The organism is Schaalia sp. 19OD2882 (assembly GCF_018986735.1).
Classification (GTDB): domain Bacteria; phylum Actinomycetota; class Actinomycetes; order Actinomycetales; family Actinomycetaceae; genus Pauljensenia.
In genome coordinates this window covers 1,124,550-1,150,879 of sequence record NZ_CP065521.1, presented here as the reverse complement: position 1 = coordinate 1,150,879, position 26,330 = coordinate 1,124,550, and the positions used below count along the sequence as shown (strand labels likewise).

Below are 26,330 nucleotides of genomic sequence, written 5' to 3'. Positions count from 1 at the left end.
GCAGGTGGCGACCCGGGCTCGGGTCACAGGGGCCGTCGCCCTGTGGCGGCGCCTCTCAACTGTTCCCGACTCGCCGCAGTGAGTCCAGGGCGATGGCCAGGACGATGACGACACCCTTGATGACCAGCTGGTAGAAGAAGGGAACGTTCATGAGCACCAGGCCGTTGGTGAGCACCCCGATGATGAGAGCACCGACCAGGGTTCCGAGGATCCGCCCTCGTCCCCCGGCAAGCGATGTGCCGCCCAGGACGACGGCCGCAATGGCGTCCAACTCGTAGCCTTCACCCGCCCTGGGTTGGGCGGAAAGGACGCGGGCGGAGAAGATCAGTCCGGCAAGTCCTGTGGTCACTCCCGCGATCGAGTAGACCTTCACGAGGACGGACTTGACATTGATGCCGGCCAGACGCGCCGCCTCAGGGTTCCCGCCCACGGCGTAGACGTGTCTGCTGAAGGTCGTGCGTTCGAGAAGGAACCACATGAACGCGTAGACCAGGACCATGAGGACCACCGGGGTCGGGATCGCGGCCACGGCACCGTTGCCCATCCCCCGGTAGCTGAGGTCGTTGGCGATGAGTGGCTGACCGTTGAGCAGCGAGTACGCGGTGCCACGCAGGTAGGTCATCGACCCGAGGGTGACGATGAAGGCCGGCAGCGCCAACCACGCGATCAGTGCCCCGTTGACGAACCCGGCCAGGGCTCCTGCCGCAAGTCCCGCCAGGACGGAGACCAGGACCGGCATTCCCGCGGTGTGGGCCAGGACGCCCGCCACCCCGGCCACGGCCAGGATCGAGCCGACGGACAGGTCGATGCCGGCGGTGATGATGATCATCGTCATGCCGGCGGCCAGGATCGCGTTGATGGAGACCGACCTGGCGACATTGAGTCCGTTGTCGAAGGTGAGGAAGTTGTCGGCAAGGAAGGACATGACCAGGACGAGGACCAGGAGGACCGCGAAGATGCCGATCTTGTCCCACCAGTAGACGAATCCCCTGGCCCCGCCCCCACCTGACGAGGTCGGTGCGGGTGCTGTGGCTGCGCTCATCGTGAATCCTCTCATTGGCTGTCGTGCACGCCGGTGGCGTGTTCCATGACCCGTTCTTCGCTGGCCTCGGCGCCGTCCAGCTCGGCGACGATGCGCCCTTCCCGCATGACGAGGAGTCGGTCGCTGATCCCCAGGGCCTCCGGCAGGTCCGAGGAGATGACGAGGACGGCAGTGCCGGCCGCCGCCGCCTCGAAGATGATCCGGTAGATCTCGCTCTTTGCCCCGATGTCGACCCCTCGGGTGGGTTCGTCGAGGATCATGAGGCTGGGGCGTTCCAGGAGAAGCCTGGCAAGGACGAGCTTTTGCTGGTTTCCGCCCGACAGGGAGCGGGCCTTGGCGTGCTGGGAGGCGGTGCGCACATTGAGTTCGGCGAACTTGTCCCCCACGACCTTTCGGATGCATCCCAGGTCGAGGACGCCCATGTGCGAGTTCTCCCGCAGGGTCGAGATCACGGTGTTGTCACGCACGCTCATCTCAAGGAACAGGGCCTGGTCCTTGCGTGACTCGGGCAACATGCCCATGCCGTGGCGGATGCCGTCGCGAGGGTTTGCGCACTCGACCTCGCCCCCGTCGATCCGCACCGTGCCGCCGGCCTTGCGGTCGGCTCCCATGATCAGGCGGCCGACCTCCGTGCGGCCGGCCCCGATGAGGCCCACCATCGAAACGACCTCACCGGAGCGGATCTCGAAGGACACCGGACCGATTCCTGCCCCGTCGGTCAGGTTCTCGACCTCGGCCCGAACCCGGCCGATGCTGCGCCTTGAGCGCACGTACAGGTCCTCGACTTCGCGGCCCACCATCATCCGGACGATCTCGCCGGGGGTCGCGCCTTCGGGTGCGTCCGGCGACATGTCCCGGGTACCCACGTACTTGCCGTCGCGCAGGACGGTGACGCGGTCGGAGAGTTCCCACACCTCCTCCATGCGGTGGGAGATGTAGATGAGTCCCATTCCGCTGGCCCGCATCTCGCGTACGAGGGCGAAGAGGTGTTCTGATTCCTGGGCCGACAGGGCCGCGGTGGGCTCGTCGAGGACGAGGACCTTGACGTCTTCGGCCACTGCCCGGGCGATCTCGACCATCTGCTGCATGCCGACGCTGAGCGCACCGACGCGTTCGCGCGGGTCGATGTCCGCGCCGACACGCTCAAGTTTCTCGGCGGCCTCGCGTAGGAGTCGCCTGCGGTCGAGGACTCCCAGGCGCGAGGGCTCGCGCCCGATGGCGAGGTTCTCGGCCACCGTCATTTCCGGGAAGGTGTTGAGTTCCTGGTGGATGATGCCGATGCCGGCGGTCATGGCGTCGCGAGGCGACGCCATGACCAGGGGACGGCCTTCCAGGAGGATCTCGCCGGCGTCGGGAGGGTAGTTTCCCGACACGATCTTCATGAGGGTGGACTTGCCTGCGCCGTTCTCGCCCATGAGCGCATGGACCTCACCCGATCTCAGCTCGAAGTCGACACGGTCGAGCGCCTGGGTGGCGCCGAATCTCTTGCTCAGACCGTGTGCGGCCAGCAGTGGACGCCTCTCGCCCATCGCGTGCCCCCCTTGGTGTCGCCGGGCTCACCAGCCCTTGTAGTCGTTGACGGTGTCCCTGGTGACGAGCTTCGGCTCCAACAGGGTGACCCGGTCCTTGGGCGGGTTGCCCTGGACGATCTGGGTCCCGACCTCGAAGGCCTTGACGGCCATGCCGCCCGGGTCCTGGGCGGGGGTGGCCCACAGATTCGACTTGGCGTCCTTCAGGGCGATGACCGCCTCGGGTGAGGCGTCCACTCCGGTGATGGTGATGCCGGTGCGTCCGGCCTGCTGCACCGCCAGGTCGGCGCCCAGGGCTTCAGGGTCGTTGATGGCGAAGATGCCGACGACGTCCTTGTTGGCGGTGAGCATGTCAGTGGCCAGGTCGAGGCCGCTTGCCCGGTCGTTCTTTCCTGCCTGTCGGGCCACGACCTTGATGTCCGGGTGTGCCTTGAGGACCTCGTCGCAGCCTTTGACGCGGTCCTGCGGGGCGCTGGTCGGTGTGCCTTCGATGACGAGGATGTTGCCCTTTCCGCCGATCTTGTCGACCAGCGCCTCACAGGACTGTTTGCCGGCCAGGACGTTGTCGGTGGTGACGGCGGCGTCCGCACCCGAGGCGTCTACGTCCACGGCGACGACGACGATACCTGCCGCCTTGGCGCGTGCCACTGCCGAGCCGATTCCCTCCGAGTCCACGGCGTTGATGAGGATGAGGTCCACCTGTTGCTGGATCATCGCGTCGATCTGGTCGTTCTGGGTGCCCAGGTCCTGGCGTCCGTCCTGGACGTTGAGGTCGAAGCCTTTGGCTTCGGCTTCTTCCTGCATGCGTGTCTGCATGGCGGCGAAGAACGGGTTGGAGATGTCCTGGAGCATGAGCCCGACCTTCTCCACCTTGCCGCCCCCTCCAGCGCCTGCGGCGCCGCTGGAGGCTTCATCACCTGTCGTGCACGCCGCCAGGGCGAGGAAAGTTGCTGCGGCCAGTGGGATCGCGATCATCGGAGAAAATCTCATCGTGCCTCCTCGGTTGTCTCGCCCGTGTCGTGCGGGCGTGGGCCAGCTCGTCGGTGAGCTGGTCGCAGACTATTGCGGCCGAGGGAGATTTGTCCAGCTCTTGAACTTTTTGCATCCGAAATGATCTCAGGGCGGGCCCGGGCATGCCGGGACCAGCGGCCAGTGAGGATGAAACACGAACGCCGCCCCCGAAGGGACGGCGTGATCCGTGGTGGGCGATACTGGGATCGAACCAGTGACCTCTTCCGTGTGAAGGAAGCGCGCTACCCCTGCGCCAATCGCCCGAGGTGGGTACGGGATTCGAACCCGTGTGTACGGCTTTGCAGGCCGCTGCCTCGCCTCTCGGCCAACCCACCACGGTCCGTCCGGGATCCGGTGGACCCGGTAGGAGACCGAGCGGATGACGGGACTCGAACCCGCGACCCTCACCTTGGCAAGGTGATGCTCTACCAACTGAGCCACATCCGCGTCAGACCGCATTGCGGCCGGGGCCGAGGCCCCACCACACCGGCGGACCGGCGTGGCCGTGGGCGATACTGGGTTCGAACCAGTGACCTCTTCCGTGTCAGGGAAGCGCGCTACCGCTGCGCCAATCGCCCGAGCGGATGACGGGACTCGAACCCGCGACCCTCACCTTGGCAAGGTGATGCTCTACCAACTGAGCCACATCCGCGTTGCGTTTCCCTCTCGGGAACGGATGGAAGCCTAGCAGGACTTTGCCTCCGAGTCGAAACGAGGTCGTGCGACTCGGCTCACAAGCATGAGCCTCGCCCGGCACTGCACGCACAAGTCGACGTTGCCCCGGTGGTGGCCGACCATCTCGACGCGCCGGATCCGATGACGGACGGGCCCGCACGTGGCACGCTGTTCCCATGCAAATCTGGCCTGGAAAGCCCTACCCCCTCGGCGCGACCTTCGACGGACGCGGCACCAACTTCGCGATCTACTCCTCCGTGGCCACTCGGGTGGAATTGTGTCTCCTTGACGCCGACCGCAATGAGACCCGCATCGACCTGACCGAGGTCGACGGATTCGTCTGGCACGCCTATCTGCCGGAAGTCACCGCCGGGCAGCGCTACGGATTCCGGGTGCACGGCCCCCACGACCCCGCCCAGGGACACCGCTGCGATCCGTCGAAGCTGCTCCTGGACCCCTACGCCAAGGCGATCACCGGCCAGGTGACGACCTCGTCGACCCTGTACTCGCACGACCTGGTCGACCCCTCGCGCCGCAACGAAGAGGACTCGGCCGCCGACACCCTGCTGGGCGTCGTCATCAACCCCTACTTCGACTGGGGCTCGGACCGCTCCCCCGGCCTGGACTACTCCGAATCGATCATCTACGAGGCCCACGTCAAGGGCCTGACGATGCGCCACCCCGACATCCCCGAGGAGCTGCGCGGCACCTATGCCGGCATCGGCCATCCCGCGACGATCGCCCACCTGAAGAAGCTGGGCGTGACCACCATCGAGCTCATGCCCGTCCACCAGTTCGTCAACGACCCCGTCCTGCAGGGACGCGGCCTGTCGAACTACTGGGGGTACAACACCATCGGTTTCTTCGCACCACACAACGCCTACTCCTCCTCGGGCGAGTGCGGCGGCCAGGTCCGCGAGTTCAAGGCGATGGTCAAGGCACTGCACGACGCCGGCATAGAGGTCATCCTCGACGTCGTCTACAACCACACCGCCGAGGGCAACCACATGGGCCCGACGCTGTCCTTCAAGGGCATCGACAACAGCTCCTACTACCGGCTGGTCGAGGGCGACCGGCAGCACTACTTCGACACCACCGGCACCGGCAATTCACTGCTCATGTCCAACCCTCACGTCCTGCAGCTCATCATGGATTCGCTGCGCTACTGGGTCACCGACATGCACGTCGACGGGTTCCGCTTCGACCTGGCATCGACCTTGGCGCGCCAATTCGCCGAGGTCTCCCGCCTGTCCGCCTTCTTCGACCTCATCCAGCAGGATCCCGTGGTCAGCCAGGTCAAGCTCATCGCCGAGCCATGGGACATCGGCGACGGCGGCTACCAGGTCGGAGGATTCCCTCCCCTGTGGACGGAGTGGAACGGGAAGTACCGCGACACCGTGCGTGACTTCTGGCGCGGAGAGTTCTCATCCCTGCCCCAGTTCGCCTCACGACTTGCCGGCTCGGCAGACCTCTACGAGCACACCGGACGCCGCCCCATGGCCTCAATCAACTTCGTCACCGCCCACGACGGTTTCACCATGCACGACCTGGTCTCCTACAACGAGAAGCACAACGAGGCCAACGGCGAAGGAAACGCCGACGGGGAGTCCCACAACAGGTCGTGGAACTGCGGTGCCGAAGGGCCGACCGAGGATCCGCAGATTCGCGCCCTGAGGGCACGCCAACACCGCAACTTCCTCACGACCCTCATATTCAGCCAGGGTGTGCCCATGATCTGCCACGGGGACGAGTTGGCCCGCACGCAGCAGGGCAACAACAACTCCTACTGCCAGGACAACGAGATCTCCTGGGTGGACTGGAACCTGGACGAAGAGCGCCAGGCCCTGCTGGAGTTCACCGGACGCCTGCTGCAACTGCGACGCGACCATCCGGTGATGCGCAGGCGCCGCTTCTTCAAGGGCGCCGCCCAGCGGGGCGGAGAGTCCGACCTGTCCGAGGTCGAATGGTTCAGCCCGGACGGCAGCCACATGACCGAGGAACAGTGGAACCAGCCCTGGGCGCGCTCGACCATGGTCTTCTACAACGGCGCCGCCATCCAGGAGCCGGATCGTCACGGCCGTCCGATCCACGACGACGACTTCCTGCTGCTGCTCAATGCCGCCCCCGAGCCGGTCGATTTCGTCCTGCCCCATTCGCAGTACGGGCTCACCTGGCACACGGTCGTCAACACGGCCGACGACTCCGACACCTCCACACACCAAGAGGGCGAGGCCATCCGAGTGCCCGCTCGCACGAGCCTCATCCTGCTCAATCCGCAGGGTCAATGAATTTCCGACGGCGCGTCTGCGCACAATGGATGCCCAACACATCTACTGTGGAAGGGTGACCGTGCCAGAGCCGCCGGAGGACTTCATCACAGCCCTCTACAGCCTGCGCGAGGCCGCAACGAATCCCTTGGTGCAGTATGAGGAAGTGCCCTCCCCGACGAGGCTGGCACCGTGGACGGCGGCGCTCGCGTTGCGAACCATTGCCGAAGACCACTCCCAACCCCGGTCCTCGGGACGTTTCGTCGTCCTGTACGACCCCGAGGGACAACCCGGATGGAATGGTGAGTTCCGTCTGGTCGCGCAGCTTCGTTCGCAGATAGAACCCGAAATGGGTGAGGACCCCATCCTTCCTCGAGGGGTGTGGAACTGGGCCCATGACTGCCTCGAGGAAGCCGGCGCCGGCTTCCACGACCTCACAGGGACCGTGACTCGGGAACTCTCCGAGTCCTTCGGCGGCCTGGAACTGCGTGGAGCCACCATGCATGTGGAGCTGCGCGCTTCCTGGACACCGAACACCCCGTGGATCGGTGAACACCTCAACGCCTGGGCCGACCTCATGTGTCGCAGCTCAGGCGCTTTGGCAACGACCTTCCTGGAGGGCATCGGCTGATGATCGTCGACAACCTCGGCGGTCTTCCGACCGGCGACACCGACGATCCGGTCCTCGTCCACACCCCCCGCGACGGCATACCGCATGTCGTCGACTCACCGGAGGACCTCGCGGAAGCCGCCCACGTTCTTGCCCGCGCAAGCGCACCCGTCGCCCTCGACGTCGAACGCGCCCAAGGATTCCGCTACGGATCGGACCCGTACTTGGTGCAGATCCGACGCGAGGACGTGGGCACCGTCCTGGTCGACACGCACGCCCTTCCCGACCTCCGCCTGCTCGGCCCGGCCCTGTCGGGTACGTGGATCCTCCACTCGGCTTCCCAGGACCTGCCGAACCTGCGACAGGTGGGATTGGACACCACCGACCTCTTCGACACGGAGCTTGCGGCACGACTGGTCGGACTCGACAGATTCGGCTTGGCGGCAGTGTGTGAACAGGTCCTGGGCCTGGCACTGGTCAAGGACCACCAGGCGGCGAATTGGTCGGTGCGTCCCCTGCCAAAGGACTGGCTCCGCTACGCGGCCTTGGACGTCGAGTTGCTCACCGAGGCCCGCAGACGCTTGGCCATGCGTCTGCACGACCTGGACCGGTGGGAATGGGCCACCGAGGAATTCGACCACGTCCTGCACATGGCAGCCCCGGCGCCGAAGGTCGACCGCTGGCGCCTGCTGCCCGGAGCCTCGAAGATCACCTCACGGCGTGAGTTGGCGGTGCTGCGCGAATTGTGGGAGGCACGTGAGGACGTGGCCCGCAGGATCGACCTGGCACCCGGGCGCCTGGTCCGCTCCCAGGCCCTGGTGCGCGCCGCCCAACAGCCGCCGCGCAACCGACGCGCCCTGCTCTCCTTCGGCGAGTTCCGCTCCCCCGTGGCCCGCACCCACGTCGACGTGTGGCTGCGCGCGATCAACCGCGCCGTCACCATGGACGAGGACGACCTTCCCCCCAAACGCTCACCCGCACCGCGCGGCGCCGTACCTCAGGCACGCAATTGGCAGCGCATCGATCCCGAAGCCCACGCGCGCCTGCAAGCGGTGCGCGGCGCGATCTCGCGGCGGGCCGAGACCCTCGGGATTGCCCAGGAGGTGCTCCTGGAACCCAAGGTGCAGCGGTGGGTGGCCTGGGCGCCACTGGACCCCTCCATTGCACTGACCCGGGCAGTGGCCGCACGCCTGGACGAGTCGGACGCCAGGCAGTGGCAGAAGCGACTTGTGGCGGGCGCGCTGGCCGATGCCCTGTCCTGACGGGCACGCTGGGCGCCCAGGCGGCGCCCCCTGCCGGCTTGGTGGAGGTCAGGACCGCCGGCCAGGTGCGAGGGTGTCAGGCCAGGTGCGCCCGCACTGCGGCGGCAATGCCCACGGCGTCCAGTCCGAGGCCGGTCAGGATGGATTCGCGGGTGGCGTGGTCCAGGAAGCGGCGCGGAACCCCCAGGGTGACGACCGGAATCCGAGAGGTGCCCAGCAGGTCGCGGACAGACCAGCCGAATCCGCCCTCGACGATCCCGTCCTCGACGGTGACGACGAGGTCCGCTCCGACGGCGAGTTCCCGCAGGTCCTCGGGTACGGGGATGATCCACCTGGGGTCGACCACGCGCACCCGGTGGCCCTGCGCGGACAGTGCGGCGGCGGCCTCCAACGCCTGGGGCACGAGGGAGCCCATGGCGATGAGGAGCACGAGGGAAGAATCCGCGCTCGCCCCCTCGCCGGTCCCGCCCGGGCCTGCGGCGTGCTCGGCCCATTCGTCCATGAGGACGTCGACGACTCCGTGTCGGCGCAGAGCCTCGATCGGCGCGGGCAGGGAGCCTTTCCTGTAGCGCAGGACGGTCGGGGCGTCAGCGACCTCGACTGCCTCGCGGAGCTCTTCACGTAGGGTGGTTTCGTCACGTGGGGCCGCCATGCGCAGACCGGGCACGACCTGCAGCATGGACACGTCCCACATGCCGTTGTGGCTGGCTCCGTCGTCTCCCGTGATGCCGGCGCGGTCCAGGACGAAGGTGACTCCGGCCCGATGCAGGGCCACGTCCATGAGAACCTGGTCGAAGGCCCGGTTGAGGAAGGTCGCGTAGACGGCGAAGACCGGGTGGGCGCCTGCGAAGGCCATGCCGGCGGCGGCGGCCGCCGCATGCTGTTCGGCGATGCCCACGTCGATGACCCGCTCGGGGAACTCCTCGGCCATGGGCCCAAGACCGACCGGCAACAACATGGCGGCTGTAAGGGCCACGATGTCGGGGCGCTGCCTGGCGATCAGGCACATCTCATCCGCGAAGACGCTGGTCCAGCCGAATTTGGCGGGTGCGACCGGCAAGCCGGTCTCCGGGTGGATCCGCCCCACCGCGTGGAAGCGGTCGGCGATGTCCTCTTCGGCGGGGGTGTAGCCGAAACCCTTCTGGGTCATCACATGGACCAGGACCGGGCCGTCCAGTCCCGAGGCCCGCTGGAACAGGTCCTCCAGGGCGATGACGTCATGGCCGTTGACGGGTCCCAAGTACTTCAGGCCGAGGTCTTCGAACATGGCCTGCGGAATGAGGGCGTCCTTGAGGCCGGCCTTGAGCCCGTGGAGGGCGTCGTAGGCGGCCCGTCCCGGGTCACCCAGGCGCAGCAGCCGGTCCTTGGTCCACGACAGCGCGCGCTCGTAGTTCTTCGACGAACGCAGGAAGTCCAGGTGGTGGGCCACCCCGCCGATGGTCGGCGCGTAGGAACGCCCGTTGTCGTTGACGACGACCAGGACGCGCCGGTACGGATCGGAGGCAATGTTGTTCAGGGCCTCCCAGGCCATGCCTCCGGTCAGGGCCCCGTCGCCGATCACGGCGATCGTCCACGACATGTCCCCTGAGCGCTGTTTCTCTCGGGAGATGCCGTCGACCCAGGACAGGGAGGTCGATGCATGGGAGTTCTCGACCACGTCGTGCACCGACTCGCTGCGGCTGGGGTACCCGGACAGGCCGCCTTCCTGGCGCAGGGTCGAAAGGTCTGCGCGGCCGGTGAGCATCTTGTGGACGTAGGCCTGGTGGCCTGTGTCGAAGACCAGGGTGTCGCGTGGCGAGTCGAAGACGCGGTGCAGGGCCAAGGTCAGTTCGACGACTCCCAGGTTGGGGCCCAGGTGTCCACCGGTCCGGGAGACCGACTCGATGAGGCGCGCGCGCACCTGCGCCGCCACGTCCACGAGTTCGGCAGGTGTGAAGGAGCGCAGAGCTGCAGGTTCATGCACCCGCGCCAGCAGATCCGGCTGCTCGTCCCGTCCGACCATGATGGGGAGTGTAGTGCTCCCACCGCGCCATCACTGCATCGACCGGTCGGGGCCCGCGGTGACTAGGATTGGACTCGTGCCCACGGACCCGCAAGCAGTCCGTGACGACCCTGACGAAGAGGTACGCATGTCACAGGCAAGAGCGCCCTACGGCGATTGGTCCTCCCCCATCACCGGCGATTCCTTCGTCGCCCGCAGCGTGGTGCTGTCACAGGTGCGCGTGGACGGGCCGGACACCTACTGGGTCGAAGGCAATCCCAGGGCCGGTGGCCGCAACACCCTCTTGCGCCGCAACCGCTTGGGGCAGACCAGTGAGGTGCTTCCGATGATCGACGAGGTGCGTCTGCCCGACGTGCGCACCCGCGTCCACGAGTACGGGGGCCGCGCCTACGCGGTGCTGGACGGCATGATCGTCTTCTCCGACGGCTTCGACGGGCGCCTGTACAAGTTCGACCGCAAAGATCCCCGCGCCGTCCCTGTCCCGCTGACCCCCATGGCCGACATGCGTTTCGGCGACCTGGAGATCGCCGATGTGCGCGGCATCGTCTACGCGGTGCGCGAGGACCACACGGTGGCGGGTGAAGTCGTGAACTCCTTGGTGGCGGTGCCCATGGACGGGTCTGCGGCCCGCGACGCCTCGCGGGTCGTGACGATCTTCGAGGGCACTGACTTCGTCATGGCGCCGACCTTGTCCCCCGACGAGTCCAAACTCGCATGGCTGTCATGGAACCACCCGGACATGCCGTGGACCCGCAGCGCCCTGCACGTGGGCCGTCTTGACTTCGACGGGCGCGTGGTCACCCACCGCGTCCTCGTCGATGCCCTCGACGTGTGCGTGTACGAGCCACGATGGACCCTCAGCGGCGACCTCGTCCACGTGGACGACTCCACGGGCTGGGCCAACCTCTACCGCACCGAGGGATTCCACTGGCACGAGGGCGAGGACGTCGACGCGTGGACGACCCGCCTGCGCACACGGGAACTGCACCCGGGCCGCAAGGCCTTTTCCCACCCGCACTGGCAGTTGGGCCTGCACTCCTTCGACAACTTCGATCACGAGCACCTCATCTGCTCGTGGGCCGAGGACGTCACCTGGCGGGTGGGCACCATTCGCATCGACAACGGTCTGGCCGAGGAATGGGCGACCGGCTGGTGGCCGATCGGCAATGTCGCGGCGGACGACGGCCGAGTGGTCTTCCTCGCCGACTCGGCCACCCACACCCCCGCCATCGTCGAGGTCAAGGACGGGGTGACCACCGTCATCCGCCCTTCCTCCGAGGCGGAGATCGACCCGGAGTTCGTCTCCGTGGCCCGCTCCATCTCGTGGGCCACCTCGGACGGTGAGGAGGCCCACGGCTTCTTCTACCCGCCGACCAACCCCTACCACGTGGGGCCCGAGGGCGAGCTGCCCCCCTCATCGTCAATGTGCACGGGGGTCCGACCTCGTCGGCCCGCCCCGGCCTGTCGATCCCCTTCCAGTACTGGACCAGCCGTGGCTTCGCCGTCCTGGACGTCAACTACCGGGGGTCCACAGGATTCGGACGCGCCTACCGCGAGCGCCTCAACGGCCAGTGGGGCGTCATCGACGTCCAGGACTGCATCGACGGTGCCCGATACCTGGCCGGACGCCAACTGGTCGACCCCCGACGAATGGCGATCCGTGGGGGTTCGGCAGGCGGGTTCACTGTCCTGTCGGCCCTTTCCACCAGCGACGTGTTCTCCGCCGGAGTGTCCTTCTACGGGATCGGCGACCTAGTCGCACTGGCCAAGGAGACCCACAAGTTCGAGTCGCGGTACGTCCACCGTCTGCTGGGCACCGATGACCTGGACGATCCCGTGTTCGCGGAGCGTTCCCCCATCCACCACACCGAGGCCGTGTCGGCTCCGCTGCTGCTGTTGCAGGGCGCAGAGGACCGAGTGGTCCCTCCTGCCCAGGCCCAGTCCATGCACGACGTCCTGGCGGCAGCAGGCCGCCCTGTGGCCCTTCGCATCTTCGAGGGAGAGGGTCACGGATTCCGCAAGGCGGACAACATCAAGGTGGCGTGGGAGACCGAGCTCGGGTTCTACGCCTCCGTGTGGGGCATCGCCCCGGACGGAGCCTGCCCGATCCCCGTGACGAACCTGTGAGCCCCTGCCGCTGACTCTGTCCGCTTCCCCTTGTCCCTCTCGACACCTGCACTGAGACGATGACCACTTCCGCGCACCAATGGCGTACCCGGCTGTGCCGGACCGTGGCCGGCCACCGGAGTGCCTTGGCCGTGGTCGCCGTGCTCATCGGCGTCCTCGTCGGCGCCGCTTCTCTGCTCTTCGACCTCATGATCCACCTGTGGAGTCGCCTGCTCACCGGATTCGAGGACTACCCGTCCCATGCGGGTCAGGCGCACGGCACGTGGGGCTGGGCGCCCTGGGTGTTCCTGCTCCTGGCGCCAGTGGTCTCAGCCCTGCTCTACGGTCCCCTGGTCCAGCGCTTCGCGCCCAGCGCCCGCGGACACGGCATCCCCGAGGTGATGTTGGCCGTCCAGCGCAAGGGCGGCAGGATTCCCGGGCGTGTGGCCGTGGTCAAACTTGTTGCGTCTTCGCTGACGATCGGCGGCGGGTCGGCCGGCCGTGAGGGGCCCATCGTCCAGGTCGGCGCGTCCCTCGGCTCCAGTGTGGCGACCTTGCTCGCCCTGCCGACCTCGCGGGTGATCCTCTTGGCCTCGTGCGGGGCGGCCGGCGGCATTGCGGCCACCTTCCACGCGCCCCTGGCCGGAGCGGTCTTCGCACTGGAGGTCATCCTTGTCTCCTTCACCGCCGAGGCCTTCGGCTATGTCGTGCTGTCCTCGGTGGCGGCCTCCGTGGTGGCCACGGTGGTGCGAGGGGACCATCCTTTGGTCGACCTCGGTGTGGACCTCTCACTGCCCGCAATGCAGGACATGGCGTGGATCGCGCTGCTCGGGTTCCTCGCGGGGCTGGCAGGTCTGGGGTTCTCCAAACTGCTCTACCTGGTCGAGGACGGAATCGACTGGCTGTGGGAACGGATCCGGTTGCCCGAATGGTCAAGGCCCGTCGTCCTGGGTGTTGCCCTCGGAGCCGCTCTCATCGCCTTCCCGCAGATGTACGGGTCCGGGCAGTCCGTGCAATTGGCGGCGCTGCGTGGAGACTTCACGATTCCTTTCCTCCTCCTGCTGTTGTTCGGGCGGGCGCTGCTCACCTCGTGGACGATCGGCATGGGCGGCTCCGGCGGGGTCTTCGCCCCCACCCTGTTCATGGGGGCGATGGTCGGTGTGGCCTTCGGGCAGGGTCTTGCGCCGCTGTCCTCGACCCCTGCGGCAGTGTTCGGCGTCATCGGCATGGGGGCGGCCTTCGCGGGGGCAGCTCGCGCACCGATGACGGCCGTGCTCATCATCGTGGAGATGACCGGCCAGTACGGGCTGATCCTGCCGATGATGCTCGCCGTGGTCATCGCCACCGCCGTCTCCCGTTTCCTCACTCGTGCGACGATTTACACGGAGAAGCTGCGCCGACGCGGCGACGTCCTGGACGAGCCCGTCGACCACACGCTGCTGGGGCGCCGACCGGCTTCGCGCCTCATGCGGCCGCTTCCGGCCGTCCTGTCGGTGACCGACGAGGTCGCCCATGCGATTTCCCTCATGCGTCGCTCGTGCGCCGCCTCCCTGCCCGTGTGCGAGGGACCCGCAGGAAATGGGGCCACTTTCGTCGGCTCGGTGAGCGCCCTTGACCTGGCCGCCCTGGTCGCTCAGGGTCTGGATCCGCACACTGCCCTGTCCGAGGTGCGCCTGGACCCCACCCATGTGTGCGAGGACGACCTGCCCTCCCGGGTGCTGGACGTCCTGGCGAACGGGCGCACCGAGGGCATTCCCGTGCTGCCGCGTTCCTTCGACGAGGGGGCCGCAGCCGGCCCTGTCGGGTGGATCACCAGGGCGGACCTGGTCGAGCTCATGAACAGGGATCAGCACAGGGCCCTTGCTGCCGGCCGTGAGAGTTCGTGGGGTTCACGCTGGCGCGAGAGGCACTCGCGCTCGTCCTTGCGTTGACGTCGGGCGCCGGAGCGGTTCTCGGACCCGCGTGGGGGGGCGATGGACGCAGCGGCCACCTCAGAGGGCGCAGTGGAGCTCGTGCAATTCCTTCAGCGGGACGGGGTGCCTGCTGGCGGTGGTGATGTCGACCTTGGTGAACAGGAATGGGACGACGGAGATCCCCGATCCAGCGGCAGATGCTCGACCTCCGCCTGCCAGCCGGGCCAGCGCGACGCCTTGTGGAAGGTCGGGTGCTCCGGTGAGGTCGGCGCCCATCCCCTTCCACGCCAAGGTGTCGGGGGCCAGGTGGCACATCTGCCCGGGGCGATGCCGAGCCCTCCCCCATCGATGGCGAAGACTCCGCCGAGGATGCACAGTCACCCGGGGTCGAGGACGAGTCCGCCGCAGTTGAGCACACGTGAGCCGAGGACGGAGGCCTCGCTCAGGTGCATCCTCTGTGCGGGCTCTGCGCAACACGCGGGGTCTGCGGCCGGGAGGATGCGTGCCCTCCTCGGCGATTCCTGGACGGCGGCAGTGATGATCTCCCAGACTTTCCCCTCACGCATTCCCTTCGTCGGCTGGTCGGTCCACACTCGCTTTTCCCACCCGCCTGAGTATTGCGCGGGAGGGGTTCAGCCACGTTTGGCCAGCTCCCGCAGGACGTACCGGAGAATGCCGCCGTTGCGGTAGTAGTCGGCCTCGCCGGGGGTGTCGATGCGCACCACGGCATCGAACTCGATGGGATCGGCCCCCTCCCGAGTGGCGACGACCTTGACGGTCTTCGGGGTGACACCCTCGTTGAGGGCCTCGATTCCCGTGATCTCGAAGGTCTCCTGGCCGGTCAGCCCCAGGCTGTCGCGCGTCTGCCCCGCAGGGAACTGCAGGGGCAGGACACCCATGCCGATGAGGTTCGAGCGGTGGATGCGTTCAAAGGACTCGGTGATGACCGCCTTGACACCCAACAGCGACGTGCCCTTGGCCGCCCAGTCACGCGAGGACCCGGAGCCGTACTCCTTGCCGCCGAGCACCACCAGCGGCACACCTGCCGCCAGATAGGCCTGCGCCGCATCGTAGACGGGCACCACTGGGGCGTCGGCCTTCGTGAAGTCCTTGGTGAAACCGCCTTCGACGCCTGGGACGACCTCGTTGCGGATGCGGATGTTGGCGAAGGTGCCGCGGATCATGACCTCGTGGTTGCCGCGGCGCGAGCCGTAGCTGTTGAAGTCGCGGCGCTCGACCCCATGTGCCAGCAGGTACCGGCCCGCCGGGGTCTCCGGCTTGAAGGAGCCGGCCGGCGAGATGTGGTCGGTGGTCACCGAGTCCCCCAGTTTGAGCAGCACCCGTGCCCCGTGGATGTCGCTCACCGGTTCCGCAGTCATGCCCATGCCCTCGAAGTACGGGGGCTTGCGCACGTAGGTGGAGGCCTCGTCCCAGGCGAAGACGTCACCTTCCGGGGTGTCCAGTCCCTGCCAACGCGCGTCCCCGGCGAAGACGTCCTTGTAGGAGCCCTCGAACATCTCGCGGGTGATGGCCGTGTCGATGGTCTGCTGAACCTCTTCCGCCGAGGGCCAGATGTCTCGCAGGTACACGTCCCCCCCGTCCGGGTCCTGGCCGAGCGGCTGGGTCTCGAAGTCGAAGTCCATGGTGCCGGCCAGCGCGTAGGCGATGACCAGGGGCGGGGATGCCAGGTAGTTCATCTTGACGTCGGGGTTGATGCGCCCCTCGAAGTTGCGGTTGCCCGACAGGACTGAGACCACCGCCAAGTCGTGCTCACGAACGGCGGCCGAGACGGCCTCGGGCAGGGGGCCGGAGTTACCGATGCAGGTGGCGCAGCCGTAGCCGACCAGGTTGAAGCCCAGGGCATCCAGGTCAGCCCACAGGCCCGCCTTGTCGTAGTAGTCGGTGACGACCTTCGATCCGGGGGCCATTGACGTCTTCACCCACGGCTTGGAGCGCAGCCCCCGGGCCACCGCCTTGCGGGCCAGCAGGCCTGCGGCCAGCATGACCGACGGGTTCGAGGTGTTGGTGCACGAGGTGATCGAAGCGATCGCCACGTCCCCGTGGTTGAGGCGGGTTGCGGTGCCGTCCTCCATGGTGACGACCACGTCCTCGCGGACGCCCTCAGGGGCGTAGGTGCCGATGGCACGGCCGAAGGCGCCCTTGGACTCGGACAGGACGATCCGGTCCTGGGGTCGCTTGGGGCCGGCGATGGAGGGCACCACGGTGGACAGATCCAGTTCGAGGTACTCCGAGTAGGTGGCCTCGCGTGAGGGGTCGTGCCAGAGTCCTTGGGCCTTCGTGTAGGCCTCGACCAGGGCGATGGACTCCTCGCTGCGGCCGGTCAGGCGCAGATAGTCCAAAGTGACTTCGTCGATGGGGAAGATTGCGGCGGTGGAACCGAACTCGGGGCTCATGTTGCCGATGGTGGCACGGTTGGCCAAGGGCACTGCGCCGACGGATTCGCCGTAGAACTCGACGAATTTTCCCACCACCCCGTGGGCGCGCAGCATCTGGGTGATGGTCAGGACCACGTCGGTGGCGGTCACACCCGACGGGATCGCACCCGACAACTTGAAGCCGACGACCTTGGGGATGAGCATCGACACGGGTTGGCCGAGCATGGCGGCCTCGGCCTCGATGCCACCGACGCCCCAGCCGAGCACACCCAGGCCGTTGACCATGGTCGTGTGGGAGTCGGTGCCCACGCAGGTGTCCGGGTAGGCCTCGATGCTGCCGTCGCCGACCTCGCGGGTGAAGACGGTGCGGGCCAGGTGTTCGATGTTGACCTGGTGGACGATGCCCGTACCCGGCGGGACCACGCGGAAGTTGTCGAAGGCGCCCTGACCCCAGCGCAGGAACTGGTAGCGCTCTCCATTGCGTTCGTATTCGCGTTCGACATTGCGTTCGAAGGCGTCGGGGCGACCGAAGACGTCGATCTGGACGGAGTGGTCGATGACCATCTCTGCGGGGGCCAGCGGGTTGATGCGTGTGGGGTCCCCACCCAGGTCCGCCACGGCCTCGCGCATGGTGGCAAGGTCGACGATGCAGGGCACGCCGGTGAAGTCCTGCATGACCACGCGGGCCGGGGTGAATTGGATCTCCGTGTCGGGTTCGGCGGTGGGGTCCCAGTTGGCCAGTGCGCGCACCTGGTCGGCGGTGACGTTGGCGCCGTCCTCGGTGCGCAGCAGGTTCTCGGCGAGGACCTTGAGGCAATAGGGCAGCTTCTCGGTGCCGGGCACCGCATCGAGGCGGTGGATGACGTACTCGCGCTGGCCGACGGGAAGGGTCGAACGTGCGCCGAAGGAGTCGATGCTGGCCATGTGGTCTCCTTTGGTCAGGGCCGGGTCCGGGCACTCGCACCCAGATATCTCGACATCAAGATAAGTGTGCTCCGAGCCCCCTGCAAGCAGGTTCCACCATGGCCGACGAGCCCTTCACCATCGGCGCGATCGCGCCGAAATACAGGGCTTGGCGCACCGCCCGGCGAGAGTTGCCCCGGAAAACGTGACCACAAATAGGTCACGCACTGCGCGCGTTAAGAGGTGTCTGCCCGGGTTCAGGGGCGCACGAGTCCCGCAATGAACTCGACGTGGTGCGTGTGCGGGAACAGGTCCCAGGCCCGCAGGGACTCCACCACGTAGCCCGCACCCACCAGCGAGGCCAGATCACGCGCCCCCGCAGCCGGATCACAGGACACGAGGACCACGCGCCTCGCCTCCGTGGCGGCGATCGCCTCGCACACCTGCGCTCCGGCACCGATCCTGGGTGGGTCAAGGACCACCAGGTCGGCGCGCGCACCCAGCTCACCGGCCAAGTCCGCCACCCCGTCGCGGTCGACGCGGCCGACACAGGTCTCCACGGCAGCTTGGGAGGCGGTGTTGGCGCGTGCGTCCACCACGGCACCCTCGTCGCCCTCCAGGGTGAGGACGCGCCCACGCGGACCGACGGACTCCGCCAGGAACAAGGAGAACAGCCCGGCGCCGGAATAGAGTTCCATGACCCTGTCCCCCGGCGCGACCTTGGCGGCGTCGAGCACTCCCTGAGCGAGGACCCCTGCCCCTTCACGGTGGGTCTGCCAAAAGCCTGCGGGCCGCACAGCGAAGTGTCGGACTTGTCCGCCCACCTCCACCACCCAGTCAAGAACCTCTCGTCGAACCTTGCACCCTTGGGAATCGAAGAGTTGCCGGCCCACAAGGACATGCGGGGAGTCCCCTGTCGGCGCCAACGCGCGCACCCGGCTCCCCGGGCGCCAGAGCCCAGCCCACGGAGATGAGGCGGAGAAGAGGTCGAGGTCCTCGATGCCCCGGACCGCCAGAGGCATCGAGGTCAGGGGTACCAGGTCGTGTCCGCGGTGGCGGGCCATCGCTGGACGCCCGTCGTGGTCAATGACGACCTCGATCCGCGTGCGACGTTGCAACAGAGGATCATCGGGCGCCATGTCCCCCGGCGCCGGCAGGACCTCGACCCCGCCAATGGCGTCGACCGCATCCCACAGTTCCTGCCCGCCGATGCGACGCAGCTGTCCACGGACCACGTCCGCCTTCCAGCGCCTCTGGGCACATGGAGCCACATGGGCCAACTCCGCCCCGCCCACACCTGCCGGGCCGGCATCGGGCCACACCGAGGGCACGCGGTCGGGCGAGGCTTCGAGGACCTCCACGGCGTCGGCCAACGCCAACCGGTTGCGCACCGAGGTGACCCGGGCGCGCACAAGCTCTCCGGGCAGGCCGTGGCGGACGAAGACGACTCGGCCCCCGCCGTCACGGGCCACGCAGGCCCCGCCGTGGGCCGCCTCCCCCAGACGCAGGGTGAGTTCCTCCGGCGGGACCCGGTCCTGGGCGCCTGCCGGGGTGGTCGAACGGGCAGCGCCCGATCGGCGAGGGACCGGCCGGCGTCGTCCTCGTGCATTGGTCACCGTGACTCATCCTCCTTGACACGTGGTGGAGCCTGCAGTGCCGGACGGAACGGGTCGTTGACGAGTTGGCGCCCCTCGACGACGTCGTCCTCGCCGAGCATCCACGGCACGAAGGTGAGGACGACACCCGGGATCCTCACCAGCGAACGGCGCAAGGCGGCGGCCGTCCCGTTGTGCAACCCGTTCTCCCACCAGTGCCTCACGAGGAACTCGGGGACGTAGACGACGAGCATCTCTCCCGGGTTGCTGCGTCTGAGGTCCCGCACGTACTGGGTGACCACTCCGGTGACGTCCCGGTAGGGGGAGGAGACCAGCGTCAGCGGCAGAGGCAGCCCGGAAGCCTCCCACGCCGTACGGATGCGCTCCTCCTCGGAGGAGTCACGCACGACGCTGACCAGTTCCAGGGACGAGGGCGATGCGGCGCGGGCGGTTGCCACGGCCCGCATGGCGGGCTTCGACAGGCCCGAGACGAGGACCAGGGCCCGCACACGTGTCGGCAGAGCGCGTTTGGCCGACCAGTCCTCGACCCGGAGTTGTACGGCGGTGGCGTCGTAGTGACTGCGGATGAGCTTTTGGACGACGAAGACCAGAGCCATGAGCAGCAACGTGATCCATGCTCCATGGCTGAACTTGGTCACGAGGACCACGCCGAGAACCAGGGCGGTCGCCATGAAACCGACGACGTTGACAGCCCTGGAACGCAGCGCGGCCGAACGCTCGTCGCCACTTTGCGGGGTGCGCAGTCGGCGGTTCCAATGTCGGATCATTCCCAGCTGGGACAGGGTGAAGGACACGAAGACGCCGACCACGTAGAGCTGGATGAGTCGTGTGACCTCCGCGTCGAAGGCGACGATGAGGACCCCTGCCGCCACCGCCAGGGCGAGGATTCCGTTGGAATAGGACAGGCGGTCTCCCCGCTCGTGCAACTGGCGGGGCAGGAAGGAGTCGTGGGAGAGCACCGAAGCCAGGGTCGGGAAGCCGTTGAAGGCAGTGTTGGCCGCCAGGACCAGGATGAGGCCCGTGACGACGGTGACGAGGTAGAACAAGACGGACCCGTCGCCGAAGACGGCCTTGGCGATCTGACCGATCGCGGGATCCATGTCGATGTCGCCGACGCTCTTTCCGTTCAACACCAGTTGAGTGGCCGGATTCTCGACGACCTTGACCCCGCTGGCTCGCGCAAGGACGAGGATCGAGAGCATCATGGCGGCAGCGATCGAACCGAGCAGTCCCAAAGTGGTGGCGGCATTGCGGGACTTTGGGCGTCGGAAGACGGGGACGCCGTTGGAGATGGCCTCCACACCGGTCAGTGCCGCACAGCCGGAGGAGAAGGCTCGCATGAGGAGGAACGCTCCTCCCAGACCCACAAGTCCTTCCGCGTGCGTGGCCTCGGGCACGAGGTCGTACTGGGCCGTGGGCGCCGCCCCCAGTGTGCCAGTGGCCATCTTCACGAAGCCGACGACCACCATCAGGGCGATGGAGAGCATGTACACGTAGGTGGGGATGGCGAAGGCCAGACCGGCCTCCTTCGTACCGCGCAGGTTGAGGACGGTGAGGACCGCTACCAGGGTGACGGCAATGACCACCTCGTGACCGTCGAGCCACGGCACCGCGGTGGTGAGGTAGTGGGCGCCCGAGGACACCGAGACCGCGACGGTCAGGACGTAGTCCACCAGCAGCGCCGATGCGACCAGGAGCCCCCACGTGGGGCCCAGGTTGGTCGTGACGACCTCGTAGTCGCCTCCGCCGCTGGGGTAGGCATGCACCGTCTGACGGTAGGAAAGGACCACGACCGCCAGGACCGCGGACACCGCCACACCGACCCAGAACGACTGGAGGGCGGCCAGTGAACCGGCAAGGGCCAGGGTCAGGAGGATCTCGTCGGGGGCGTAGGCCACCGAGGACAGGGCATCCGATGCGAAGACGGGCAGGGCCACACGTTTGGACAGGAGCTGGTGTCCAGCCGCATCCGACCGCATGGGTCGCCCGATGAGCACGCGCTTGGCGTGCGTGAACATTTCGCGCACGAAGCCACAGCGTAGTCCTGCGGCCCGCGACTGGGACCACCTGCCCCGTCTCGGAGGGCCTGCGCACCGGCAAAGTGTCCTGTGCCGCGTCCGCGCGGTACGTTTGAGCCGTGCACTTCGTCATCATGGGATGCGGTCGGGTGGGCGCCCTGCTGGCCACCACCTTGGACCAGAACGGACACTCGGTGGGCGTCATCGACGCGGACCCACGGGCATTCGCCAGACTGCCGCAGGACTTCTCGGGCCGCCGCGTCACCGGCCTGGGAATGGACAGGGAGGTGCTGCGCCAGGCCGGGCTGAAGGACGCCTACGCCTTCGCGGCCGTCTCCAGCGGAGACAACTCGAACATCATCTCCGCCCGCCTGGCACGTGAGGTCTTCCACGTCGAAAGAGCGGTGGCCAGGATCAACGACCCGGCCCGCGCAATCGTCTACGAACGCCTCGGAATCCCCACCGTCGCCACCGTCCAGCGGACCGCCCAGTCGGTGTTGCGCCGCCTGCTGCCACCTTCGGCCGATGTCACGTGGACCCACCCGTCGGGGATGGTCTCGCTGGTCACGGCCACCCCGGTGGCTCCTTGGCTGGGCGTGCCCTTCCCCATGGTCGAAGAACTCACCGGAGAACGGATCGCCTTCGTCTCGCGACTGGGCGCCGTGGTGCCCGCGCGGGCCGACCTGGTCGTCCAGGAACACGACCAGCTCTTCTTCGCCGTCGCCGGCAAGGACGCGACCAAGGTCAAGGGTGTCCTGACCCGGGCACCGAAGTTGGAGGCATGAGGTGAAGATCGTCATCGCAGGAGCCGGCGCCGTCGGCCGGACCGTCGCACTGGAGCTCATCGACCACGGTCACGATGTCACCCTCATCGACCACCAGCCCGACCAGATCCGCGTCTCCTCCGTGGCCGAGGCCGACTGGGTCCTGGCCGATGCCTGTTCACCGGACGCGCTTCGCGAGGCGGGGGTGGGCGATGCCGACGTCCTCGTGGCCACCACCGGTGACGACAAGGCGAATCTCGTCATCTCCCTGCTGGCCAAGACGGAATTCTCCGTGCCCCGTGTCGTGGCCCGACTGACGAATCCCAAGAACGAGTGGCTCTTCGACGCTTCGTGGGGTGTGGACGTCCTCGTGTCCACCTCGCGTATTGTCACCGCCCTCGTCGAAGAGGCCATCAGCGAGGGACTCCCGGTGCGTCTCTTCTCCTTCAACAACTCCGACGTGTCGATGTACGCGCTCACCCTGCCCGAAGGGTCGGCCCTGTCCGGCCAGGCCGCCGGACGCATCCAGTGGCCGGCCCGCGTGGCCCTGACCGCGCTGCTGCGCGACGGGCGACCGATCACCCCGGGTGCCGACGACCTGTTGGAGTCCGGCGACGAATTGGTGCTCCTCGTGCCGGACACGGACCGGGCCGTCCTCGGAGAGCTCGCACGGATGGTGGAGGTGCGCCCGCGGGGCGAGGACGAGGGAACCGGGGACCTGGACGCCGCGTGGTGAGGCCCTTGCCCCGACTCACTCGGACTCGGACCGGGCCCCCTGCCCGGTGCGACTGGGCGCGAAACGGTGCAGGAGCAGCCAGGTCAGCCAAGCCAGGACGGCGAAGAGGGGCAAGCCCAGCACCATCTTCGCCACTCCCAGCTCGGCCACCATTCCCGCGCTCCACAAGGGGTACTGGACGGCCAGCCTGAGGGCGAACATCGCACACCACGCCCAAGTGACCAAGTGGGCGCGTCGACGAAGCTCCCTGCACTGCGGATCCCGCCACCACGAGGGCGCAAGACCCCAGACCATCTCGAGGACGACTCCCACCAAAGGGCGCCGGACCAGGGCGGACAGGCCCAGGACGGTGGCGAACAGACCTGCCGAGACCAGGCCCCACAAGAAGTAGTCCTCTCCCCTGCCGGTCCACGCGGCCAATGCCACTGACAGCGCCACGCCCATCAGGCCGGAAATCGCCTGCAGGAGACTTTCTCGCAGGACCAGCCGCACCACGGTGAAGACGATGGCCAACACGCAAGCAGCGACAAGTGCCCACAGGAGGTTGCGGGTCGGGACGAAAACCCCTAGGAAGACCACGGCGGGCAGGACGGATTCGGCCACCTCCCGGGGGCCGCCGATGACGGCCGACCACGAGAAGGTCTTGTCACCCAACTGCCGGACGATGGGGGATCCGCCCCCATTCGACGAGGCCGGGCCACCAACGGACGTGTCTTCGTTCTGCGGGTTCATTCGTGCTCCGGCGCGACGAGACGATACAGGGGGTTGACGATGGTCAGGAGCCCCCCTTGGCGGCCGGCCACACCTTCGACCTCGACCCTGGCGCCCACGTGCAGGCCAGGAATCGAGCGCCTACCGTGCCAGAGCAACTCGATGGTGCCGGTACCGTCGTGAAGGGTGGCGCGCAGGACGGCGGCTGCGCCTTCGGGCGGGAAGGTCATGGAACTCAATGATCCGAAAAGGACGACCTGGGCGCGTTCCTGCACGTCGCACACGGCAATGCGGCCACGTTCACGGCGCGCACGGTCCTCGTCCTCGGCCTCCACGCCCTCACGCGAAGCGGAGGCCCCGGCCAAGGCGAGGCCACTGCGCAGCCGTTTCCACGCGGACACCAACCACTCAGACACCGGAGCTCTCCCCTGCGCCCTCGGGCAGGTGGATCGGCAGCAGGTCCAGGCGGGCACGCGGATGCTGGTCACGCACGACCACGAGACGGTCGATGACCTGCTCCAGGTTCCGGGCATCCTCCTGGGAGGACACCGCAGGCCCCAGCACGTCGATGCGCGCGAACCAGCGGGGACCTTCGCGGCCGATGATGCGCATGCGCGAGGAGGCCGTACCGCCATCCGGTGTCGTCACGGGCACGTCGGCGAGGATCTCCGTACCGTATCGTCCCTTGACCTGCTCCACCCGGGCGCCGTCGGCCTGCAGGCCACCGATGATCTGTGAGCGCAGCTCGTCCCAGACCCCGCCGGACCGGGGGGCCGCCGCCAGCGATATCTGCAGGCCGGAGGTGCCAAGGACCAGCATGACGCGAACGACGGACTGCTTGTCGTCGGCCATCTGCGTCTGCACCTGCATGCCGGGCACGGCAGGCACGCACAGTGACCCCATGTCGATGTAGCCCACCGAGTGGTTCACCTCGGAGGCATCACGTGGGCCGGGCTGCGACCACACGCGATCCGGGTCCCTCAGCGTGGGAAGACGCCGCGGCGCCGACTCCTCGGCGCGCGAGTGGGCGGAACGGGACCTGAAGGAGAACACTGCCGCCCCTCAGATCGCGCACTCGGTGCACACGGGCAGACCCGCCCCGTCCACGTGGTCGAGTTGCGAGGCGTGGTGGACGAGGAAGCACGAGGAACAGGTGAACTCGTCGTCCTGGCGGGGAACGACATGGACGGTGAGTTCCTCCTTGGACAAGTCCGCGCCGGGAAGCTCGAAGTTCTCGGCGACCTCGTTCTCGTCCTCGTCGACGTTCGCGGAACCGGCGTCGTTGCGACGGGCCTTGAGTTCCTCGATGGAGTCCTCGGCGACGTCGTCCTCGTTCTTGCGGGGAGCATCGTAATCGGTTGCCATGGTCCCTTCCCTTCCGCCGGGTCACCCACCCTCGACATGGGAGGAGGAACCTCGGCGCAGGGAGGATAACACTTGACACCCGCCCGTGCCACACCCCATCGCGCACTTCGGGACACGCGGGTGCTGCTCCGGTGGCGCTGGCGAGGATCTGCGACGATTCTTGACAGACAACGCCAGGAGGTGCACATGATCGAGCTCGACCTTCTCGGGGTCGGCGCTGACGGCGAGACACTGGTCTTCACCGACGCCAATGGTGAACGCTACAGCGTCCAGATCACCGATGAGCTCCGCGGCAGTGTGCGCCGGGACCGCCCTGTCCTCGAATCCGTTCCGGCCCCCGGACGGGCACCGCTTCGCCCCAGGGACATCCAGGCCCTTTTGCGTGCCGGCGCCAGCCCCACGGAGATCGCCTGCGACCACGGGCTGGAAGTCTCCCAAGTCCAGAAGTGGGCCAGCCCCGTGGAGGCCGAGAAGGAGTTCGCCTTGGCGCGCGCCCTGGCGAGCACCATCGGTGCGGACTCCGACTCGCCGCGGATGGGTGACCTGGTCGTCGACCGTTTGGCCGCCCGCGGGGTGGATCCCACGTCCCTGTCATGGAGTGCACGCCGCGAGGAGGCCGCCCCCTGGCAGATCTGCCTGACCTTCATCCAAGGTGCAGCCGAACACGGTGCCCACTGGACCCTCACCTCCGCCGGGCACGTCGAAGCCATCGACCAGGAGGCGAAGTGGCTGACGGAGACGATCTCCCAGACTCCCTCGGCGGCGATCTTCACACCGCTGCCCGCCCAGCCTCCGGCCTGCGAGAGGGCCGACGCCGCGGACGTGCGTGCCCGTGAGGCGCTTCTCGACCAACTCAACGCCGCCCGTGGCAAGCGTCAGGAAATCGACATCGACCAGGACGACGAGGACGAGGGCGCAGACCTGGAGATCCTCCCCGCCCCGTACCCGGCGCCCTACCCGGATCCCCCGGAGTCCGTCTCGGAGGAACTCGGCCAGGACGAGGACGAGGACGAGTCGGAGCTCTCACTGTCGGCGCAGATCTACTCCCTGGCGGGGGTGCGCTCGAAGGAGGGCGACCGCGAGGACGGGCGGCCCGAGGATGCCGAAGAGCCCACGGAGGTGGACACCGCGGAGGCCACCGCCAAACGAGGCGCCCCCCTTGCCCTTGCCGCACCCGCACCGGAGGACTCCACTGGGGCCGGACGGCCCGAGGACCTTGTCGACGACGCCCTGCCGGGCCTGGACCCGCAGGCACTTGCGGCGACCGTGGAGGAGACCAAGCCGAAGGAGGAGCCTTCGAAGAAGCGTTCCCGCAGGCGCTCAGTGCCGTCCTGGGACGAGATCGTCTTCGGCTCCAGGCCCTGAGGCCTTGCCCCGACACAGGTGACACGGGCCGGACTGCCC

General features: G+C 67.7%; 20 protein-coding genes, 5 tRNA genes and 1 pseudogene. 8 read left to right on the top strand and 18 right to left on the bottom strand.

What is annotated here, in order from left to right; genetic code table 11:
- Window positions 1-55 precede the first annotated feature (55 nt).
- The 8 genes from I6B53_RS05115 to I6B53_RS05080 all read right to left on the bottom strand — a co-directional run bounded on the left by I6B53_RS05115 (window position 56) and on the right by I6B53_RS05080 (window position 4,234).
- Complete coding sequence (locus I6B53_RS05115) at window positions 56-1,042, bottom strand: ribose ABC transporter permease (RefSeq protein ID WP_216765148.1); 987 nt, start codon at window positions 1,040-1,042, stop codon at window positions 56-58.
- Window positions 1,043-1,053: 11 nt separating this feature from the next.
- The gene (locus tag I6B53_RS05110; RefSeq protein ID WP_216765147.1) at window positions 1,054-2,571 is read right to left on the bottom strand and encodes a sugar ABC transporter ATP-binding protein; all 1,518 of its coding nucleotides are present in this window, start codon (window positions 2,569-2,571) and stop codon (window positions 1,054-1,056) included.
- Window positions 2,572-2,598: 27 nt separating this feature from the next.
- A complete protein-coding gene (locus I6B53_RS05105; protein ID WP_216765146.1) occupies window positions 2,599-3,561 on the bottom strand; it encodes a substrate-binding domain-containing protein in 963 nt (320 codons plus the stop codon).
- 209 nt (window positions 3,562-3,770) lie between these two features.
- Window positions 3,771-3,845 (bottom strand) — tRNA-Val (locus I6B53_RS05100).
- Window position 3,846: 1 nt separating this feature from the next.
- Window positions 3,847-3,917: transfer RNA gene (locus I6B53_RS05095), tRNA-Cys, on the bottom strand.
- A gap of 39 nt (window positions 3,918-3,956) precedes the next feature.
- Window positions 3,957-4,029, bottom strand: a tRNA-Gly gene (locus tag I6B53_RS05090).
- Between the two features lie 59 nt (window positions 4,030-4,088).
- Window positions 4,089-4,160: transfer RNA gene (locus I6B53_RS05085), tRNA-Val, on the bottom strand.
- Between the two features lies 1 nt (window position 4,161).
- Window positions 4,162-4,234: transfer RNA gene (locus tag I6B53_RS05080), tRNA-Gly, on the bottom strand.
- Window positions 4,235-4,433: 199 nt separating this feature from the next.
- On the opposite strand from I6B53_RS05080, the gene glgX reads away from it, so the two are divergent.
- The 3 genes from glgX to I6B53_RS05065 are packed head-to-tail and all read left to right on the top strand — an operon-like array spanning window position 4,434 to window position 8,396.
- Window positions 4,434-6,545 (top strand): glycogen debranching protein GlgX, encoded by a 2,112-nt coding sequence (gene glgX / locus I6B53_RS05075; protein WP_216765145.1) that lies wholly within the window; start codon window positions 4,434-4,436, stop codon window positions 6,543-6,545.
- A 25-nt stretch (window positions 6,546-6,570) separates the two neighbouring features.
- A complete protein-coding gene (locus I6B53_RS05070) occupies window positions 6,571-7,155 on the top strand; it encodes a DUF3000 domain-containing protein (protein WP_216765144.1) in 585 nt (194 codons plus the stop codon).
- Window positions 7,155-8,396, top strand: coding sequence for an HRDC domain-containing protein (locus I6B53_RS05065; protein ID WP_216765143.1), 1,242 nt, complete (start codon window positions 7,155-7,157; stop codon window positions 8,394-8,396). The genes I6B53_RS05070 and I6B53_RS05065 overlap by 1 nt, the downstream gene beginning before the upstream one ends.
- A 76-nt stretch (window positions 8,397-8,472) precedes the next feature.
- Here I6B53_RS05065 and dxs read toward each other — a convergent pair whose 3' ends face one another.
- Window positions 8,473-10,398: a 1-deoxy-D-xylulose-5-phosphate synthase gene (gene dxs / locus I6B53_RS05060; protein WP_216765142.1), complete on the bottom strand. Its 1,926-nt coding sequence runs from the start codon at window positions 10,396-10,398 to the stop codon at window positions 8,473-8,475.
- 127 nt (window positions 10,399-10,525) lie between these two features.
- On the opposite strand from dxs, the pseudogene I6B53_RS05055 reads away from it, so the two are divergent.
- Both I6B53_RS05055 and I6B53_RS05050 read left to right on the top strand, forming a co-directional pair.
- Window positions 10,526-12,525, top strand: a pseudogene (locus I6B53_RS05055) (alpha/beta hydrolase family protein).
- A 59-nt stretch (window positions 12,526-12,584) separates the two neighbouring features.
- On the top strand, window positions 12,585-14,435 hold the full coding sequence (locus I6B53_RS05050) for a chloride channel protein (protein WP_216765141.1): 1,851 nt from the start codon (window positions 12,585-12,587) through the stop codon (window positions 14,433-14,435).
- A 60-nt stretch (window positions 14,436-14,495) separates the two neighbouring features.
- On the opposite strand, the gene I6B53_RS05045 is transcribed toward I6B53_RS05050, so the two are convergent.
- The 5 genes from I6B53_RS05045 to I6B53_RS05025 all read right to left on the bottom strand — a co-directional run bounded on the left by I6B53_RS05045 (window position 14,496) and on the right by I6B53_RS05025 (window position 21,350).
- Entirely contained in the window at window positions 14,496-14,732 is a 237-nt protein-coding gene (locus I6B53_RS05045; protein WP_216765140.1) for a hypothetical protein, read from the bottom strand.
- Window positions 14,733-14,794: 62 nt separating this feature from the next.
- Entirely contained in the window at window positions 14,795-15,010 is a 216-nt protein-coding gene (locus I6B53_RS05040; RefSeq protein ID WP_216765139.1) for a DUF2625 family protein, read from the bottom strand.
- Window positions 15,011-15,049: 39 nt separating this feature from the next.
- Window positions 15,050-17,737 (bottom strand): aconitate hydratase AcnA, encoded by a 2,688-nt coding sequence (acnA, locus tag I6B53_RS05035; RefSeq protein ID WP_216765138.1) that lies wholly within the window; start codon window positions 17,735-17,737, stop codon window positions 15,050-15,052.
- Window positions 17,738-17,973: 236 nt separating this feature from the next.
- Window positions 17,974-19,224, bottom strand: a complete 1,251-nt coding sequence (locus tag I6B53_RS05030) for a class I SAM-dependent RNA methyltransferase (RefSeq protein ID WP_253954007.1) — start codon at window positions 19,222-19,224, stop codon at window positions 17,974-17,976.
- 104 nt (window positions 19,225-19,328) lie between these two features.
- Window positions 19,329-21,350, bottom strand: coding sequence for an APC family permease (locus tag I6B53_RS05025; RefSeq protein WP_216765348.1), 2,022 nt, complete (start codon window positions 21,348-21,350; stop codon window positions 19,329-19,331).
- 134 nt (window positions 21,351-21,484) lie between these two features.
- Here I6B53_RS05025 and I6B53_RS05020 point away from each other — a divergent pair, with 134 nt between their 5' ends.
- The gene (locus I6B53_RS05020; RefSeq protein WP_216765347.1) at window positions 21,485-22,135 is read left to right on the top strand and encodes a TrkA family potassium uptake protein; all 651 of its coding nucleotides are present in this window, start codon (window positions 21,485-21,487) and stop codon (window positions 22,133-22,135) included.
- 1 nt (window position 22,136) lies between these two features.
- On the top strand, window positions 22,137-22,850 hold the full coding sequence (locus I6B53_RS05015) for a TrkA family potassium uptake protein (protein WP_216765136.1): 714 nt from the start codon (window positions 22,137-22,139) through the stop codon (window positions 22,848-22,850).
- 15 nt (window positions 22,851-22,865) lie between these two features.
- On the opposite strand, the gene I6B53_RS05010 is transcribed toward I6B53_RS05015, so the two are convergent.
- The 4 genes from I6B53_RS05010 to I6B53_RS04995 are packed head-to-tail and all read right to left on the bottom strand — an operon-like array spanning window position 22,866 to window position 24,926.
- Window positions 22,866-23,582 (bottom strand): DUF3159 domain-containing protein, encoded by a 717-nt coding sequence (locus tag I6B53_RS05010; RefSeq protein ID WP_216765135.1) that lies wholly within the window; start codon window positions 23,580-23,582, stop codon window positions 22,866-22,868.
- On the bottom strand, window positions 23,579-23,977 hold the full coding sequence (locus I6B53_RS05005; RefSeq protein ID WP_253953978.1) for a DNA-binding protein: 399 nt from the start codon (window positions 23,975-23,977) through the stop codon (window positions 23,579-23,581). Before I6B53_RS05005 ends, I6B53_RS05010 begins: the two co-directional genes overlap by 4 nt.
- A complete protein-coding gene (locus tag I6B53_RS05000; protein ID WP_216765134.1) occupies window positions 23,970-24,614 on the bottom strand; it encodes a DUF3710 domain-containing protein in 645 nt (214 codons plus the stop codon). The genes I6B53_RS05005 and I6B53_RS05000 overlap by 8 nt, the downstream gene beginning before the upstream one ends.
- A gap of 9 nt (window positions 24,615-24,623) precedes the next feature.
- Window positions 24,624-24,926: a DUF4193 domain-containing protein gene (locus I6B53_RS04995; RefSeq protein ID WP_216765133.1), complete on the bottom strand. Its 303-nt coding sequence runs from the start codon at window positions 24,924-24,926 to the stop codon at window positions 24,624-24,626.
- 186 nt (window positions 24,927-25,112) lie between these two features.
- Here I6B53_RS04995 and sepH point away from each other — a divergent pair, with 186 nt between their 5' ends.
- On the top strand, window positions 25,113-26,291 hold the full coding sequence (gene sepH, locus I6B53_RS04990; RefSeq protein WP_216765132.1) for a septation protein SepH: 1,179 nt from the start codon (window positions 25,113-25,115) through the stop codon (window positions 26,289-26,291).
- Window positions 26,292-26,330: the final 39 nt, after the last annotated feature.